Origin of the sequence: Actinotalea sp. JY-7876 (genome assembly GCF_014042015.1) — a bacterium.
GTDB lineage: Bacteria > Actinomycetota > Actinomycetes > Actinomycetales > Cellulomonadaceae > Actinotalea.
In genome coordinates, this window is the sequence record NZ_CP059493.1 from 414425 (window position 1) to 431484 (window position 17060).

Consider the following 17060-nt stretch of genomic DNA (forward strand, 5'->3'; position numbering starts at 1 on the left):
TGGCCGTCGCGGCAAATGTGCGCGCGGAGTGCGCGCGGCTCGCCGTCAGCCAGAAGGACATCGCTGGCGCGCTCGGCAAGACGCAGCAGGTCGTCTCGTCGAAGATGCGGGGGCAGACGCCCTTCCAGCTCAACGAGTTGGCGATCGTCGCGCCGATGCTGCAGATGACCGTGCTCGAGCTCATCGCCGGCGTGCGCGACCCGCGCCTGGGCGACCCGAGCGGTGCGGTGGAGTGGGCCCCGTGGGGTTCGAACCCACAACCTACGGATTAAAAGTCCGCAGCTCTGCCAGTTGAGCTAGAGGCCCGGGTGATGAGGGGTTCCCTTCGTGGGACCCACGGGAGAGCACCCGTGTCGTCCGCGTGCGGCGGTGAGGGCCGCTGCGCTTGACGGAGTCGACGGTACAGGCTGGTCAGAGTCGGCGGCGGCGGCGTCGCGTGGTGGTGGAGCGTGGTCGGCATCGAGTCCCGACGCGGCTGCTCACGCCGTCGTCATCGGCCCTCGCGGACGGCGGTCGGACGAGGAGTGCGGCAGTTGACAGAGCTGTCCGGAGTGAGAACCGTCTGTGCCTCCGGCGTCACGTCCGCCGCTGAGCGTCCTCCCGGGAGGGTCCGTTGACCGAGTCGTTGGTCGAGATGTCGCAGCGGGTCGGGGCATTCCAGCGCGGGTCCGTGCCCGACGAGGACGTCTTCGAGATCGCCCCCGCCGTGACTGCAAAGGTCGCCGCGGTCACCGGCGAGCTGCTCCCGTTCTACGGCAGCACCGTCGTCCACTACCTCAACGCGGGCACCTGCGACCTCCTCACCGCCGTCGCGGACGACCTGTACGCAGCCTGCGGCGACGGCCTGGCCGCTCCGCTGCCGCCCGACTCGCTCCACGTCACCCTTCACGACCTGCGCGCCTCGCCCCATCTCGAGGACATCGCCGACGCCGTCTTCCTGGACGACCCCCGGACCGGCGCGCTGGTGGCCGAGGCGCGGGCGCTGGGACCGGTCGACATGCGGTTCACCACCGTCTTCAACATGGTCAACACGAGCGTCGTCGTCGGCCTGCTGCCCGCGAGCGAGGCGGACTGCGCGCGGCTGCTGGCGGCGCGCGCACTCCTCGACGAGATCGTCCCCTCCGGCCCCTTCACGCCCCACGTCACGCTTGCGTACTACCGCCCCGCCGCCGCCGCGCCCGTGGACCCGCGGCACCTGGCGGAGACGCTGGACCGCCTCACGGAGCGTGTCGCCGAGCGGCCCGTGACCCTTGCGCCGGAACGGCTACGGTCCACGCACTTCTCGACGATGGCGACCTTCTGGGACGCAGGTCCCGCATGACGCAGCCTCGGTAATCACTCCGCTGGACGCTCTGTACCGGCTCTAGCCCGGGCCCTGGCTCTGCGGTGCTACGCCGACACCGGCCGCGGCTGGTGCGACTGCGGTCAGGGCACGAGCTGCGTCGCGAGGAGGTCGCGGCCTGGTACGAGGACGAGGACGCGCGGGACGGCTCCGGGCGCATCCCGCACGAGGTGGTGGTGGACGTGACGCGCCGGCTGTGGCACTACGCCGACGTGTGCCGGTTCTTCATGTCGCCGTGGAGGACGCCGCCCGCGAGGTGGCGACAGCGGTTCCCGACGGATGACGTTCCCGAACGGCCTTGCCGCCTCTCCCGAGGTCACCCGACTCTCCCGATACTCGATGTCGCCAGTCGGGGTACCGTTCGCGATCGTGACGACGCCGCCAGCCAACTGGTATGCCGACCCCCAGGTGCCCGGTCAGATGCGCTACTGGGACGGGGCGCGGTGGACCGAGCACGTCGCTCCAACTCAGCCCGCCGTTGCCCCGGCACAGCAGCCCGCGCAGCTCGCGCAGGCTCAGCAGTCTCAGCCGGCCAGCAACCGCAAGATCGGGCTGTTCGGTGCTCGCGGTGTCGCACGTGACCTGGCCTCCGAGAACGACCAGTTGCGTGCCGCCCTCGAGGAGGCCGGGGCCCTGACCCTGGCGGAGATCCACCTCCGGACCACGGCCGCTCAGGCCGAGCTGGGCGCGCTGCAGGAAGAGGTCGCCCAGGCCCGTCATCGTCACGCCGCCGAGGTCGCCGCTGCCCAGGCCGAGTTGGAGGCGCTCAAGGCGCAGGCCCTGGACGTCCGTCACGCGATCAACGTCCAGGAGTTCGGCCTGTACGACTTCGAGCATCCCGCCGAGGCGTCCGCGACCCTGTCCGCCGAGCTCGCGCGCGTCCGGGCGCAGATCAAGGCGACCGTGTCGAGCAAGCGGGCCGTCACTGCGACGTCGAACTTCACGTTCAACAACTCCGCCGCCCAGGGCCGCAAGTTCGTCGACTCGATGTCGAAGACCATGCTGGCCGCCTACAACGCCGAAGCCGAGAACGCAATCAAGACGGTCAAGGCCGGCGGGCTCACCAGCGCCCAGGCGCGCCTGACGAAGGTCGTCGAGCGGGTCGCGAACAACGGGCAGATGATCAGCCTCGCGATCACCCCGGAGTACCACGGGCTGCGGATGCGGGAGCTTGAGCTCGCCGCCCGGCATCAGGCCGCCGTCCAGGCCGCGAAGGAAGCCGAACGGGAGGAGCGCGCCCGGCTGCGGGAGGAGAAGCGCGTCGAGGACGAGCTGCGCCGCGAGCGGGAGAAGCTGGACAAGGAGCGCGACCACTACGCCAACGCCCTGGCAGCCCTGCAAGCCCGCGGGGACACCGCCGGCGCGGCGGAGCTGCAGGCCAAGCTCGAGCAGATCGAACGCTCCATTGCCGACGTCGACTACCGGGCCGCGAACGTGCGAGCGGGGTACGTATACGTCATCTCCAACGTCGGAGCATTCGGAGACACCGTCGTGAAGATCGGGATGACGCGCCGGCTCGAGCCCATGGATCGAGTCCGTGAGCTTGGTGACGCGTCGGTGCCGTTCGCGTTCGACGTGCACGCCCTGTTCTTCTCCGAGGATGCGTTCGGCGTCGAGGCGATGCTGCACCGGCACTTCGCCGATCAGCGCGTCAACCGCATCAACACCCGCCGGGAGTTCTTCTACGCCACCCCCGAGCAGGTGCTCGAGGTGCTCCGCGAGCACAAGGTCGCCCTGGTGGAGTACACAACCGAGCCGGCGGCGGAGGAGTTCCGCGCCAGCCGGGAGCTCGCCGCCGCCCGGGCCTGAGCGCTCCAGACAGCGCCCGCCGCGAGCGGGAATGTACGGCCTGGCTCGCGCCTACCAGCGGCGGCCCCTCGGGCAGCCCCGGTGGTTCCACCTTCGCCGTCCAGTCACTCGGGACCATCACGACGCCCGAGGGGATCGGGGTCGGCGCGACTCGCGCCGAGATCCTGATGGCTTACCCCGATGCGTTCCCGGCGGAGGAACCGACGACGCTCGTCGCCGACCAGCCCGGGCCGGCGTCGTACGTCTTCTCCACCGACGGCGACTGGGGCGCAGCAGCCCACGGACACGGTCACCGGGGTCTCGGTCGTGATGGACGAGGCCGCCGCCGCGTACGAGTGGTGCGCATGAGGTGCGAGCGGGCCGCTCGCGCCTGTCCGCTCTGCCGGGCTTCGTCCGGTTGCGTCGCCCGCCCGCCCGGCATCCACTGGGCCTTGGGGGGCGCCGTTATCCGAACGGCCTCACGGACTGCGATGGAGCACCGTCATGGCACTCGACAGCTACACGATCATCATCAACTCGTACGACAACGTGGACGACGCCCTGGCCGACTACGACGCGGCGAAGGAGCTCTACAAGAGCTGGAACCTGGGCGACACCTACGACGCCGCCGTGGTGACGCACCGCGAGGACGGCAAGGTGAAGATCGTCAAGCGTCACGAGCAGCCCGTGGTCCAGGGCGGCGCGGCCGGGCTCGGCATCGGCCTGGCCGTGGGCGCGCTGAGCGCGCTGTTCCCGGCCGTGGTCATCGGTGCCGGGCTGGCGTGGGGCGCGGGCGGCGGCCTGGTCGTGGGGGCAGTCGCCGGGCACGTCGCGGCCGGCCTGAGCCGCAAGGACCTCAAGGACCTGGGGGAGCACCTCGACGAGGGTCACAGCGCGGTCCTGATCGTCGCCGCGGAGGACGTCGAGGCCAGGGTCGACGAGGCCCTGAGCCGTGGCCGCAAGCTGCTCAAGAAGCAGCTCAAGGCCGACCGCAAGGAGCTCGAGGCGGCGATCGCCGAGGCGAACTCGACCAGCGTCTGAGCCGTCGCCGACCGGTCCGGCTCCTTCGCCGGGGCCGGTCGGCGCGTCGGGCCCGCGGCCCGGCCGGGCCTCACGCGTCGTTCGGCGCCACCGGGTCGTGGAAGCCGACGGTGCGTCGGTGGTGGACAGGTCGCGGAAGCCGAGCGCGCGGTACACGCCGGCGCCGGCGGCGCTGGCCTGCAGCGTGATCCGCTCTATCCGGCTCACGGTCACCCTTGACAAATAATGTTGTCGAGGGTGACCGTGGGGTCATGCAGGATGTCGAGGTCATCGAGGACGCGGACACCGCCGCCGTCGCGCTGGATCCGGTGCGGGCCCGGCTGCTGCGCGAGCTCACGGTCCCGGCCTCCGCCGCCGGGCTCGCCGCGCGGGTCGGCCTCGCACGCCAGAAGGTCAACTACCACCTCAGGGCGCTCGAGGCGCACGGCCTCGTCGGGCTGTCCGAGGAGCGCCGGCACGGGGGCATCACGGAGCGGGTGCTGCAGGCCTCGGCCGCCTCCTACGTCGTCTCGCCGGCGGCCGTCAGCGCGACGGCGGCCGACCCGGACGCCAACGCCGACCACCTCTCCGCGGGCTACCTCGTCGCGCTCGCCGGCCGCCTGGTGCGTGAGGTGGGCACCCTCGCGCGCCGCGCCGACGCCTCCGGCAGGCGGTTGCCGACCCTGACCATCGACACGCAGATCGGCTTCCGGTCGGCCGCCGACCGGGCGGCCTTCGCGGAGGACCTCACCGCTGCGGTGCTCGACCTCGCGGCCCGCTACCACCACGACGACGGGCGCGCGCACCGGCTCGTCGTCGCGGCCCACCCGGTTCCTGAGGAGGAACGCTCATGAGCACGCACCCGGCCGTCCCGTACCGCCTGGAGTTCAGCGTCGAGGTGCCCGGCACCCCGCAGGAGGTCTGGCAGGCCCTCGCCACCGCCCAGGGCATGAGCGCGTGGTTCGTGCCCACCGAGATGGAGGAGCGCGAGGGCGGCTCCCTGCACTTCACGATGGGGCCCGACATGGGCTCGGACGGGCGGGTCACCGGCTGGGAGCCGCCCCGGCGCCTCGTCTACGAGGAGGACTGGGCCGCGCTGATGGGCACGGACCCGGACGCGCTCAGCGCGCTGACCTCGGAGTTCGTGGTCGAGGCGCGTTCCGGAGGCACGTGCGTGGTCCGCGTGACGAGCAGCGGGTTCGGGACCGGCGCGGCCTGGGAGGAGGCGTTCTGGGACTCGATGGGCGCCAACTGGCTGCCGTACTTCGACAACCTGCGCCTCTACCTGGCGCACTTCACGGGCCAGGAGGCCACGCCGATGGAGGCCAGCGCCTCGTTCCCCGGCGCCCCGGAGGCGCTCTGGGGCGCCGTGCTCGACGGGCTCCGGCTCGGCGGCGAGGGGGAGGTGGTCGAGCTGCGCGGCACCACCGGCACGGTCGAGCGGCTGGGGGACCAGCAGGCCCTGCTCCGCCTGACGGCGCCGGTGCCCGGGATGCTCACCCTCGCCACGTACGGCGGGCGCGACGGCACCGCTGTCGCAGGCGTGCGGGGCTACCTGTTCTCCGCCGACGCCGCCGACTACGTGCGCCGCGAGGAGCCGGCCTGGCAGGCGTGGCTGCGGGGTCTGTCCGGCCAGGCCTGATCGGTGGGGTGGTCCGCGGCGGCCGTCGGTTCTCGGTCCGGCCGCCGCAGACCGGTCGTGGGCGCGCCCCGGTGGGGGACGACCGGGGCGCGCGGTCCGTCAGTTCTCGGCGCGGGCGTCGCCCTCGTCGGCGGTGCCGTCCTGCTCCGGGCTCTGCTCGGCGTCGTCCTGGGCCGGCCCGTCGCCCCGGTGCCGGCGGTCGTCGCGGTCGTCGTCCGAGCCGCCGCGGCCCTCGTCGCCGGAGCGGTGCTCCATGGACCCGGAGCCGTCGCCGCCCCGGTCGCCGCCCCGGTCGCCGTCGCGGTCGCCGCCAGGGCCGCCCTGCGGGCCGTGGCCCGGGCGCCCGCCCTGGTCGTCGCCGGGCAGCTGCGGGCCGTCCTGCGACCGGCCGCCGGCCTCGCCCCACAGCTCCTGGTGGTGCTCCGGCCCGTCGTCGGCCACGGCGTGGCCGATCGCGAAGCCGGCGCCGCCGACGACGACGGCGGCGACCGCCGCGGAGAGTCCAGCGGCCAGGAACGGCCGGGCGCTCACGCGCTCGCGCACCGTGCGGCGGGGCGCGGCGGGGGCGGGCTCGACGTCCGGTGCGGAGGTCTGCGGCTGCGGCTGGGCGTTCTCACGGTCGGGAGTGGTGCTCATGTGGGCTCCTTGATGATGATCGGACGGGCAGGAGCCCGGGAGGACGGCTCCTGCCCTGGTGACCAGGGAACACGGCGAACCTTGGGCGACGGTGGGGTGCGGCTGGGAGCGTGCTGGGAATCTGCGCGACGTGTCGCATGGCGCCGGTCGCGGCGCCGTCCTACGTTCGCCGAACCACCACCGCCGAGGAGCGTCGATGCCCGTCGTCCACCGCCTGCGCGCGCTGCGGTCCGGCACGAGCCCCGCGAGGGCGCTGGAGCTCTTCGACGAGCTGCCCCCGGTCACCGCGGACGACCTGCTCGGCACGTGGGCCGGCCGCGGGATCCCGACCGGGCACCCCCTGGACGGGCTGCTCGAGCGCTACGGCTGGTACGGCAAGCGGTTCGGCTCCTCCGAGGACGTGGACCCGCTGCTGTTCCGGGCCCCGCGGGGCCGGCTCGTCGGCCTGACGCCGGCCCTCCTGCCGGTACGACCCGTGCTCCGCATGGCGCCCGCCGCGCGCGGCCCCGTCGGGGTCGCGGCCTTCTCGCTGCTCCGCCCGCTCCTGACGACCGGCACTCCGCAGGCGAGGCTGCGGACCGTCCGGTACCGCGGCACGGTGTCGGCCGCGCTGGTCTACGACAGGTTCCCGGCCATCGACGCGTTCCGCGGCGTGGACCGGGACACCGTCCTGGGCGTCATGGACCTGCGCTGGTCCCCGGCGCCCTACGTGTTCGTGCTGCGCCGCGCGGGAGGCGTCACTCCCCGGTGACCCTCACGTCGCCGCCCGGGAGGAGGCGGCCGGCGAGGGCCTCGGCCTTGGCGGCCTGGGCCTCGGGGACCGTGAAGCGCGCGATGTCCTCGGTCACGAGCATCGACGTCACGGTGACCTCGCCGACGACCGTCGCGGCGAGGTCGTGCGTCGCCGTCTGGGTCCCGGGCGCCTCGGTCGAGATGCTGCCGGCGCCGGCCGCGTCCCGGACGCGCAGCTCCGCGTCGTCCCGCAGGCCGTCGACCCTCGGCACGGGGTCGAGGACCGCGTTGAGCGCCCGGAACGCCTCGGGGGCCTGCGCCAGCTCCGCGACGACCGCCTCGATGGCGAGGTCGGGGCCGGTCGGACCGCCCACGTGCAGCTCGGTGACGTCCGCCGCCGTGGCGAGCGTCTCGGCCAGGTCCAGCACCTCGCTCGGGTCGCCCTCGTGCGGCAGGCCGGCACTGACCACCGCCGAGCCGATCTGACGGACCAGGCTCACGGACGCCGCGTGGCGGCCGGGGTCGAAGTCCATCGCGCGCTGGACGACGTCGTCCACCTGCTCGGGCGTGGCGTCCGCCGCCATGACCAGGCTCGCGTCGATCGCGCCGATGAAGGGGAGGCTGTTCTGCGAGACCAGGGTGATGCTCTCGAGGCCTGGGCGCTCGCCCATCCACTCCTCGAAGTCGGCCGCGACCGAGGCGCCGGCGTCCACGGCGCAGCCGGAGAGCAGGGCCGCGCAGGACAGGGCGGCGACGGCAGCGCCGAGCCGGGTACGCATGATCATCCGGCTGATGATGTCATGTCGTCACCGGTGGCGAGAGCGGGCTCAGGACCCGTGCGCCTCCAGCACCGCGCGCACGCGCTCGGTGTCCGCGTCCGTCCAGCCCTGCGGCGCGGCGACCGCGACCCACGCGTCGAGCACGACGTCGTCGTAGTTGTGGCCGTGGCCGTCGGGCACCGTCTTGGAGTTCGTCATGTCGACGGTGACCTGCCAGAACGTGACGACCGGGTACCAGGTCATGGTGGGCAGGACGTCCTGGCCCCGCGGCTCCTCGAGCCAGTCGGGCCGGGTGAGGACCAGGTCCGGGGACCACCAGACCACCGGGTCGGACGGGTGCTGCAGGTAGACGACGCGGGGCTCGATCCACGGCGTCGGCGGCTGCGTGAGGCCGTCGGCGTCGGCGGAGAACCGGGCGACGAGCCCGCTCGCGTACACCGGCGCCACCTCGGGCGTGCCGGGGTCGCGCCGCTCGACCAGCGAGCGCCACAGGTCGTTGGAGTGCGGCGGGCCGGCCCAGACCACCCCGTCCGTGTGCGCGCGGATGTCCGCGAGCGTGGTGAACGCGTGCTCCGAGCCGCGGGCGCCCAGGCTCTCGCCGTACACGAGCAGCCGCGGCCGGTCCTCCTCGGGCAGGGACTCGACGTGCGCGGAGATCGTGTCGAGCAGCACGCGCCCTTCCTCCTCGACGCGGGGCAGGTCCAGCAGGAACGACAGCCCGCTCGGCAGGTAGGAGTACTGCGTCGCCACGACGGCGGTGTCCCCGCCGTGCAGCAGCTCGAGGCTGTCGACCGCCGCGGCGTTGACCCAGCCGCTCCCGGTCGTGGTGACGACCGCCAGGACGGACCGCTCGAAGGCCCCGGTGCGCTCGAGCTCGGCGAGCGCGAGCTCGGCCCGCTCCTCGGCGGTGCCGGCGCTCTCCACGCCGACGTAGACCCGCACGGGCGCGACGGCCGCCGCACCGGCGACCACGGCGAGCTCGTCCGCCGTCGGCCCGGTCGAGACGAACCGGCGGCCCTCCCGCCCGAGCGACTCCCAGGCGACCAGGGACTGCGGCGACCCGGAGCGACCGGCGGCGTCCGGCTGTTCCACGCCGGGGAAGTCCAGGTCGTTGCGGCTGCTGAACGCCGAGTCGACCACCGCGACCGCCCGGCGCAGCACGACGTCGTTGACCAGAACCAGCACGAGCAGGACGGCGGCCACCGCGCCCACGACGGACGCCGCGCGCTGCGGGAGCCTGCCCCACCGCTGCGCCGCGCGCCCGAGGAGCCGGGCGAGGCCGCGCAGGCCGCGCGCCGCGGCGATCAGGACGGCGGCGACGGCGACGAGCACCGGGCCCGCCCGCAGCCACCCGCCCGTCGTCGGGCGGTCCATCCCCATGAGCGTGGCGAGGTCGCGCTGCCACGGCACCGCGACGACGAGCATGACGACCAGGGCGGCCGGCACCAGCACCAGGGCGAGCCACCGTCCCTCCGGCAGCCAGGCCGGCGCCGCGCCGCGCACGCGTGCCGAGATCGCCGGCCAGCGCCGGGAGCGGCGCAGGAGCCAGTGCGCCGCGACGCCGAGCGCGTAGCCCGCGCCCGCCGACAGCCCCGAGACGACGCCCTGGAACAGCCAGTCGCGCGGGATCAGCGACGGCGTCATCGCGAGCATCGCGAAGGCGGTGCCGAGCGTGAGCCCCAGGGGGTCCAGGTGCGGGCCGGGACGGCGCGCGCGGGGCGCCGGGCGTGGGCCCGGCGCCCCCCACGCGTCGGTCAGGCGCTCTCCTGGAAGACGGCGCGGAGGTTGGCCTCCTCCTCGCCCGAGAGGTTGGTCTCGATGAGCTCGCCGACCACGCCCTGCTCGCGCAGCTGCTCGTGGACCCGGTCGAGCACCGCGCTCCCGGTCAGCACGAACAGGGCCGACGTGCCCGGCGTGACCTTCTGCCGCACGGACTCGATGAAGTCGTCGTTGATGCCGACGTCGGTCAGCGCGCCGGCGATCGCGCCGGCGGCGGCCCCGATGACGGCACCGATGAGCGGTACCAGGAAGATGACTCCGAAGAGCAGTCCCCAGAAGGTGCCCCCGAGCGTGCCGACCGCCGTGGTGTTGGTCGCCTGTCGGGTCTTGGGCTTCTTCTTGCCCTCTTCCCACGAGACCGTGGCAGCGTCCTCGATCTCGATGAGGTGCTGCTTCTGGAGGTCGAAGAGCGCCGCCTCCGCGCGCTCCGCGCCCTCGGGAGTGTCGAACTTCCAAACCGTGAGTGTTGCCACGCCGTGCCTCCCCCTGCTCAGTGCACCGACGTCCGGTGCACGCCGTCGTACCCGGTCCTCATGACCATAACCGCGGTGGCGCCCGGGGCAAGGGGTGGCGGTTCCGGGGGTCGGGCGGGCGGGGCAGGTGCCGGCGCGCGGGACTAACATCGCGAGGCGTGGCCGCCCGCGTTCTCCTCGTCGACGACGTCCCGGAGCTGCGCCGGCTCGTCGCCCTGGAGCTGCGCCTGCGCGGCGGCTTCGAGGTGGTCGGCGAGGCCGGGGACGGCGCGCAGGCCGTGGACCTGGCGCGCGCGGAGCAGCCCGACCTGATCGTGCTCGACCTGGGCCTGCCGCACCTCGAGGGCGCCGAGGTCCTCACGCTCCTGCGCGAGGTGGCTCCGCGGGCCAAGGTGGCCGTCTTCACGGGCCTCACGGCGTCCGAGGGGGAGGCGCTGCGCGGGCGGGTCGAGGGCTACGTGCCGAAGGACGCCGACGTCGCGGCGCTCGTCGACCTCCTGGCCGACCTCGGCCGCACCGAGCAGCGCGCGGCCGTCCTCGCGCTGGCGCCCGGCGCCGGCACGCTGGCCCGGGCGCGCGACTTCGTGCGGTTCCACGCCGGACGCTGGGGCTGGCAGGGCGACCTGTACGAGGCCGAGCTCGTCGTGCGGGAGCTCGTCGACAACGCGCTGCGCCACTCGACGACGCCGCCCACCCTGCGCCTCAGTCTCACGGCGGACGGCCTGCGGGTCGAGGTCGACGACGACGCCGACGGGGCGCCCGAGCCCCGCTGGGCCGGCGACTGGAGCGGCCTGTCCTACGTCTCGCTCATCGCGCAGGGGTGGGGCGTGCGTCCGGGGGAGGGCGGCCGCAAGGTCGTGTGGGCCCGACTGACGCCCGGCGTCGCGGCGTGAGCCCGCGCACCATCGGCGTCGTCGACGACGCCCCGGAGCTGCGGTCCCTGCTGCGCCTGCGCCTGCGCCTCACCGGCGCCTTCACGGTGGTCGCCGAGGGCGGCACCGGGCACGACGCGGTCGCGATCGCGCGGGACCTGCGCCCGGACCTGCTCCTGCTCGACGTCTCGATGCCGGGCATGGGCGGGCTCGACGCGATCCGGCCGGTGCTCGAGGCGTCACCGGGCACGCGCGTGGTCCTGTACTCCGGGTTCTCGGAGGAGGGCCTGGAGTCCCGTGCGCTCGCGCTGGGGGCGACCGCCTTCCTGCAGAAGTCGGCCGACGTCGACGAGCTCCTCGACGCCCTCGTCGCCCTGGCCGGCGAGCCGGCCCGCCCGGCCGACGGGCCCGCGGCCGGGCCAGACCCGGAGCACGCATCGGCGGGCGACGCGGAGCGCATCCTCGGCGAGCACGTGGAGAGCTTCCGGGCCGTGTTCGACCAGGCCGCCATCGGGATCGGCACCCTGACCCTGACCGGCCAGATCGTGCGCGCGAACCCGGCGCTCGCCGAGCTGCTGGCGACGCCGCCGCTCTCCGCCGTCGGCCTCGCCCTGCAGGACGTCGTGCCGCCGGGGGACCGCGACGGCGTCGCCCTCGCCCTGGCGACGGCGCTGCGCGAGGGCGCCGCCCAGGTCGAGCACCGCCTCGCGGGGACGGACCGCCTCGTGACGTCGACCCTCGCGGCCGTGCGGGACTCGCAGCAGCGCCCCCTCTACCTCCTGCTGCAGAGCCAGGACATCGACGCGCAGCGCACGGCCGAGCGAGCACTCGTGGCGAGCGAGGAGCGCTTCCGGCTGCTCGTGGACAGCGTGGTGGACTACGCCATCTTCATGCTCGACCCGCAGGGCCGGATCGCGACCTGGAACCGCGGCGCGGAGCGGCTCAAGGGCTACCGGGCCGACGAGATCGTCGGGCGGCACTTCCGCACGTTCTACACGCTCGACGCGCAGACCTCGCGCCACCCCGAGGCGGAGCTCGCGGCCGCGACGCACGAGGGCCGCTACCAGGAGGAGGGGTGGCGCATCCGCAAGGACGGCACCCGCTTCTGGGCCAACGTCACGATCACCGCGCTGCGGGGCCCGGGCGGCGAGCTCCTCGGCTTCGCCAAGGTGACGCGGGACGTCACCGCCCAACGCCGGGCCTCGCTCGACCTCGAGCGCTCGGCCAGCGAGCTCGCGGACGCGAACACCGAGCTCACGGAGGCGAACCTGCGGCTGGGCGCCGCCGCGGAGGAGCGCGCCCACATCCTCGCCGTGACGGCCCACGAGCTGCGGAGCCCGATCGCGGTCGTGGCGGGAGCTGCGAGCACGCTCCATCGCCGCTGGGGCCGGCTCGAGGAGGACGAGCGCACCCAGCTCCTGGCGAGCGTCGAGTCGAGCGCCGAGCAGATGCGGCGCATGCTCAACGAGCTGCTGCTGGCGACGCGGCTGGACGCGGGCGCGGTGCAGCCGACGCTGGTCCCCGTCCGCCTGCGCCCCCACCTGGAGCGCGCCGTCGCGCGCCTGGGCGACGTCGTCCCCGGTGCCGGGGGAGCGGTGGGCCCGGTGGCGGTGGACTGCCCCGACGACCTCGAGGTGCGCACCGACCCGGAGCGGCTGGAGCAGATCGTGGAGAACTACCTCACCAACGCCGCGCGGTACGGGGCGCCCCCCGTGCGCGTGGTCGCGCGCGCCGACGGCGACGCGGTCGCGCTGGCGGTCGAGGACCACGGGCCCGGCGTGCCCGACGCTCTCCTGCCGCACCTGTTCGACGAGATGTTCCTGCGGGGCGCCAGCCGTCGCGGCACGGGCCTGGGCCTGTACATCGTGCGCCGGCTCGCCCGGGCGCTGGGCGGGGACGCCTGGCACGAGCGTGACGGCGCCGTCACGCGGTTCGGCGCCCACGTGCCCCGGGCCTAGCGCACCGCCCGGTGCCGCGTTGGCCCGCCGGGGCGCGGACCGCGTAGCGTGCGTCATCCGGCCGACGACGGGGGGACGCGTGACGACGGTGGACCCCGGCGTGCCCGCGCCGGTGCGACGGGCCGACGCCTCCCCGGGCGAGGAGGAGCGGCAGCGCGAGTGCGCCGCCGAGCCGATCCACCGCCCGGGAGCGATCCAGCCCCACGGGGCGCTGGTCGCGGTGGACCCCGCCACGGGCCTCGTGGTGCAGGTCAGCGCGGGCACCACCGTCCTGGGGCGCGACCCGCAGGAGCTGCTCGGGGGTCCGCTCGCGGCGCTCGTCGGCGAGCCCCACGCCGCGGCGCTGCTCGCGGGGGTCGCGCCGCGGCCCGCGTCGGACGGTCCCGGCGAGCGTCCCGGTGACGCGGACACGGACCCGCTGCCCGTCGAGGTGGCGGGGCGGACCTTCGACGCCATCGCCCACCGGTCGGTCGACGGGCTCGGGATCATCGAGCTCGAGCCGTCCGACGGCGCCCCGGACCGGTGGCTCTCGACCCTGCACTCGTCGATCCAGCGGCTCTCGCGCAGCGCGAGCGTCGGCGAGCTGCGGCAGGAGGCGGCGCGGACCGTGCGCCGGCTCACGGGCTTCGACCGCGTCATGGTCTACCACTTCCACCCCGACGAGCACGGTGAGGTGGTCGCCGAGGACAAGGCCGACCACCTGGAGCCCTACCTCGGCCTGCACTACCCGGCGTCCGACATCCCCGCGCAGGCCAGGGCGGTGTACACGAGCCGGCTCTCCCGCACCATCCCGGACCGGGACTACACGCCCGCGCCGCTGGTGCCGGCCCTCAACCCGCTCACCGGCGCCCCGACGGACCTCACCCGGTCCGAGCTGCGCAGCGTCTCCCCGCACCACCTGGAGTTCCTGCGGAACATGGGGGTGGCGGCGACCCTGTCGATCTCGCTGGTCCACGAGGGTCGCCTCGTCGGCATGATCTCGTGCAACAACGACACCCCGCGGCACGTGACCTACGCGCTCCGCCGCGGCTGCGAGATCCTCGGTCAGCAGGTGACGCTGCAGTCCAGCGCCCTGGCGGAGACCCGTCGTCTCGAGCGCCGCCTCGAGCTCCAGGCGGTGCGGGCGCGGCTCGCCGACCAGTTCGGCGCCGCCGACGACGTCGCCGCGGCGCTCGTCGCGCGTCAGGTCACGCTGGCCGACGTGGTGCGGGCCGAGGGCGTCGTCGTGCGGCTGGACGGCCGGACCGCCACCCTCGGCGACACCCCCGACGAGGCGACCGTGGATGCGCTGCTGGCCGCGCTCGGACCGGTCAGTGACGCCTTCGTGACGTCCACCCTCGCGGCCGACAGGCCGGACCTCGCCACGCTGTTGCCCGGCGTCGCCGGGCTGGTCGTCGTGCCCGTCGGGGACGACGGCGACGTGCTCGCCTGGTTCCGGCCCGCCTTCGGGCAGGTCGTCGAGTGGCTGGGGGACCAGGGCGCCGGCAACCGTGCGACGCCCCTGTCGCCGCGCAGCAGCTTCAACCGCTGGCGCGAGACCGTGACCGACCGGGCGATGGGCTGGGACGAGCTCGACCTGGCGGAGGCCGTGGCGCTGCGCGACGTGCTCGTACGGCACCTCGCCCAGCTGCGGGCGCGCCGCGCCGCCTCGCGGGCCGTCCTGACCGCGCACGTCACGAGCCGGCTCGCCGAGACGCTCGACGCGCAGGAGGCGGTCGCGCGACTCGCGCGCCTGGTCGTGCCCGAGCTGGCGGACTGGTGCATCGTGAGCCTCGTCGAGGACGACCACCCGGGCGGGCGGCGCGTGCTGCGCGACGTCGGCTCGTGGCACCACGACCCCGCGGTGCGCCCGCGGGTCGAGCGGTACGCCGAGGTGCGCCGCGACGCGCTGCGCTCGGACTCGTTCGTGCGCCGCGCGCTCGACTCGGGCGAGGTCATCGTGGTCGAGCGCGACGCCGTGGACCAGATCCGGGCCGTGCTGCGGCCCGGTGAGGCGCTCGACCTGCTGCTCGAGCTGGCCCCGGAGGCGGTCGTGGTGCTGCCGCTGCGGGCGCGCAACCGGACGGTCGGGCTGATCAGCCTGTACACCGGCCGGGGCGGGCGCACGACACCCGAGCAGGTCGCGACCGCCCAGGAGGTCGCCGGACGCGCGGGGCTCGCGCTGGACAACGCGCGGCTCTACCACGAGCAGCTGCTCCTGGCCGAGGGCCTGCAGCGCTCGCTCCTCACCGAGCCGCCGCACGTCCAGGGCCTGTCCGTCGCGGTGCGCTACACCCCGGCGGCGGAGGCCGCGAAGGTCGGCGGCGACTGGTACGACGCCTTCCTCCAGCCGGGTGGCGCCCTGAACGTCGTGATCGGCGACGTGACGGGTCACGACGTCATCGCGGCGGCCGCCATGGGTCAGCTCCGCTCGCTCGTGCGCGGGATCGCCGCCACGACCGACGCGGGCCCCGCCGAGGTGCTGCGTCGCGTCGACCGGGCGATCGACACGCTCCGCGTCGAGACGCTGGCGACCGCCGTCGTCGTGCGCATCGAGCGGCTGCCCGGCGGCGGCGCGCGGGCCTGCTGGTCCAACGCGGGCCATCCCGGGTTGGTCGTCGTGCTGCCGGACGGGACGGTCCACGCGCCGGTCGTGCGGCCCGACCTCGTCCTGGGCGTGCTCGCCGGCACCGACCGCCACGAGCACTCGCTCGAGCTGCCCGAGGGTGCCGTGCTCGTCCTCTACACGGACGGCCTGGTCGAGCGCCGGGGCGAGCGCCTGCAGGACGGCCTGGCGCGGCTGCAGGCGGTGCTCGCCCGGCTCCCGCACGACGACGTCGAGACGCTGTGCGACGACCTGCTGGATGCGATGCTGCCCGAGCGCGGGGACGACGACGTCGCCATCGTCGCCGTGCGCATCGGGGGCTGAGCCCGCCGCCAGCGGGCAGCCTCGCGGTTCAGGCGGAGACGAGCAGCTCCTCGCGCCGCGCGGGCGCGAGCGCCGTGACCGTCGCGTCCGCCGGGGCCATGGCCACGAGGACCTCGATCCCGGCCTCGTCGACCACCAGGACGGCGCCCTGGCCGCAGTCGCACACGTGGTCCAGGCCGCCCTCGTCGAAGTAGACGCAGATGTGGGTGCTGGTGCTCATGCCGCGACGGTAACCAGACGCACCGACACGACCCGGCGCCGACACGCCCACCACCCTCCTCGCGACCCGTCGCGGCCCGCCGGATCGCCCGCTGGCGCGCTCGTGGCGCGACATCGACGCGGTGCGCCGCCGGGTCGGCGGCGGGGTCAGCGGCGGGCCACGTCCACGGCCAGGGCGCGGTGGTCCGAGAGGCCGGTGTCCATCGCCCAGCCCGGCGCGACCGCCTCGAGCGGGCCGTCGACCAGGATGTGGTCGAGCTGGCGCTGCGGCTCCGCGACGGGGAAGGTCGGGGCGCTCGCGAGCGACCGCCAGCCCGAGACCCGCGCGGGCCGGTCGGCCTCGAGGTTGAGGTCGCCCATGACGACGACAGGGCGTGGCTCCTGGCGCAGCAGGCGCACGAGGCGCCGCAGCTGGTGGCCGTTCCAGCCCGGGATGAACGTCAGGTGCGTCGCGACCACCGTCACCGGCCCGCCGGGTGCGTCCACGACCGCGCCCACGGCCGCGCGCGGCTCGTCCCGCACCAGCGTCGGGCGGCGGCGGTCGGGGAAGACGACGGGGACCCGGCCGCGCAGCGCCGGCAGGGCCATCGCGCGCCACGACAGCACGGGGTAGCGACTGAGCAGCGCGATCCCGTAACCCGCCGTGTTGGGCTGCAGCTCGCCCGTCGCCGCCGACCACAGCTCCGGCGTGCCCGCGAGCGTCGCCACGAAGCGGTGCTCGGGCGCGCCCATCGCCTCGGCCGCGACGGCGGTCAGGTCCGCGCCGTGCGACCGCGGCTGGTCGCGGTCGACCTCCTGCAGGGCCAGCACGTCCGCGTCGAGCTCCGCGACGGCTCGCGCGAACCGGCCCACGTCGACCGTGTCGTCGACGAGCGAGTGGCCGTGCAGGATGTTGAAGGTGGCGAGGCGCAT

General features: G+C 74.8%; 15 protein-coding genes and 1 tRNA gene. 9 read left to right on the plus strand and 7 right to left on the minus strand.

Annotated elements, in window-relative coordinates; translation table 11 throughout:
- Positions 1-233 precede the first annotated feature (233 nt).
- A tRNA-Lys gene (locus H2O74_RS02105) sits at positions 234-306 on the minus strand.
- A 307-nt stretch (positions 307-613) separates the two neighbouring features.
- Between H2O74_RS02105 and H2O74_RS02110 the strand changes: the two genes are divergently transcribed.
- The 5 genes from H2O74_RS02110 (at position 614) to H2O74_RS02130 (ending at position 5792) form a co-directional block, all read left to right on the plus strand.
- Positions 614-1321 carry a hypothetical protein gene (locus H2O74_RS02110; RefSeq protein WP_182112919.1) on the plus strand — a complete coding sequence of 236 codons (708 nt, stop codon included), beginning with the start codon at positions 614-616 and terminating at the stop codon, positions 1319-1321.
- Positions 1322-1711: 390 nt separating this feature from the next.
- The gene (locus H2O74_RS02115) at positions 1712-3151 is read left to right on the plus strand and encodes a DUF4041 domain-containing protein (RefSeq protein ID WP_255491725.1); all 1440 of its coding nucleotides are present in this window, start codon (positions 1712-1714) and stop codon (positions 3149-3151) included.
- A gap of 483 nt (positions 3152-3634) precedes the next feature.
- Positions 3635-4171 (plus strand): DUF1269 domain-containing protein, encoded by a 537-nt coding sequence (locus H2O74_RS02120; protein WP_182112920.1) that lies wholly within the window; start codon positions 3635-3637, stop codon positions 4169-4171.
- A 251-nt stretch (positions 4172-4422) separates the two neighbouring features.
- Positions 4423-5004, plus strand: coding sequence for a helix-turn-helix domain-containing protein (locus tag H2O74_RS02125; protein WP_182112921.1), 582 nt, complete (start codon positions 4423-4425; stop codon positions 5002-5004).
- Positions 5001-5792 (plus strand): SRPBCC domain-containing protein, encoded by a 792-nt coding sequence (locus tag H2O74_RS02130; RefSeq protein WP_182112922.1) that lies wholly within the window; start codon positions 5001-5003, stop codon positions 5790-5792. The genes H2O74_RS02125 and H2O74_RS02130 overlap by 4 nt, the downstream gene beginning before the upstream one ends.
- A 99-nt stretch (positions 5793-5891) precedes the next feature.
- On the opposite strand, the gene H2O74_RS02135 is transcribed toward H2O74_RS02130, so the two are convergent.
- Positions 5892-6428 (minus strand): hypothetical protein, encoded by a 537-nt coding sequence (locus tag H2O74_RS02135; RefSeq protein WP_182112923.1) that lies wholly within the window; start codon positions 6426-6428, stop codon positions 5892-5894.
- Positions 6429-6624: 196 nt separating this feature from the next.
- Between H2O74_RS02135 and H2O74_RS02140 the strand changes: the two genes are divergently transcribed.
- Positions 6625-7179 (plus strand): DUF4334 domain-containing protein, encoded by a 555-nt coding sequence (locus H2O74_RS02140; protein ID WP_182112924.1) that lies wholly within the window; start codon positions 6625-6627, stop codon positions 7177-7179.
- On the opposite strand, the gene H2O74_RS02145 is transcribed toward H2O74_RS02140, so the two are convergent.
- The 3 genes from H2O74_RS02145 to H2O74_RS02155 all read right to left on the minus strand — a co-directional run bounded on the left by H2O74_RS02145 (position 7166) and on the right by H2O74_RS02155 (position 10191).
- On the minus strand, positions 7166-7945 hold the full coding sequence (locus H2O74_RS02145) for a hypothetical protein (RefSeq protein ID WP_182112925.1): 780 nt from the start codon (positions 7943-7945) through the stop codon (positions 7166-7168). The two genes, H2O74_RS02140 and H2O74_RS02145, sit on opposite strands and share 14 nt — an antisense overlap.
- A gap of 42 nt (positions 7946-7987) precedes the next feature.
- Positions 7988-9583: an alpha/beta-hydrolase family protein gene (locus H2O74_RS02150; RefSeq protein WP_255491726.1), complete on the minus strand. Its 1596-nt coding sequence runs from the start codon at positions 9581-9583 to the stop codon at positions 7988-7990.
- A gap of 110 nt (positions 9584-9693) precedes the next feature.
- Positions 9694-10191, minus strand: a complete 498-nt coding sequence (locus tag H2O74_RS02155; protein WP_182112927.1) for a DUF1269 domain-containing protein — start codon at positions 10189-10191, stop codon at positions 9694-9696.
- 158 nt (positions 10192-10349) lie between these two features.
- Between H2O74_RS02155 and H2O74_RS02160 the strand changes: the two genes are divergently transcribed.
- The 3 genes from H2O74_RS02160 to H2O74_RS02170 all read left to right on the plus strand — a co-directional run bounded on the left by H2O74_RS02160 (position 10350) and on the right by H2O74_RS02170 (position 15929).
- On the plus strand, positions 10350-11084 hold the full coding sequence (locus H2O74_RS02160; protein WP_182112928.1) for a response regulator: 735 nt from the start codon (positions 10350-10352) through the stop codon (positions 11082-11084).
- The gene (locus H2O74_RS02165) at positions 11081-13021 is read left to right on the plus strand and encodes a PAS domain S-box protein (RefSeq protein ID WP_182112929.1); all 1941 of its coding nucleotides are present in this window, start codon (positions 11081-11083) and stop codon (positions 13019-13021) included. The genes H2O74_RS02160 and H2O74_RS02165 overlap by 4 nt, the downstream gene beginning before the upstream one ends.
- Before the next feature lie 79 nt (positions 13022-13100).
- Entirely contained in the window at positions 13101-15929 is a 2829-nt protein-coding gene (locus H2O74_RS02170; protein WP_182112930.1) for a SpoIIE family protein phosphatase, read from the plus strand.
- 28 nt (positions 15930-15957) lie between these two features.
- On the opposite strand, the gene H2O74_RS02175 is transcribed toward H2O74_RS02170, so the two are convergent.
- Both H2O74_RS02175 and H2O74_RS02180 read right to left on the minus strand, forming a co-directional pair.
- Positions 15958-16149: a hypothetical protein gene (locus H2O74_RS02175; protein ID WP_182112931.1), complete on the minus strand. Its 192-nt coding sequence runs from the start codon at positions 16147-16149 to the stop codon at positions 15958-15960.
- Between the two features lie 146 nt (positions 16150-16295).
- Positions 16296-17060 (minus strand): endonuclease/exonuclease/phosphatase family protein, encoded by a 765-nt coding sequence (locus H2O74_RS02180; protein ID WP_182112932.1) that lies wholly within the window; start codon positions 17058-17060, stop codon positions 16296-16298.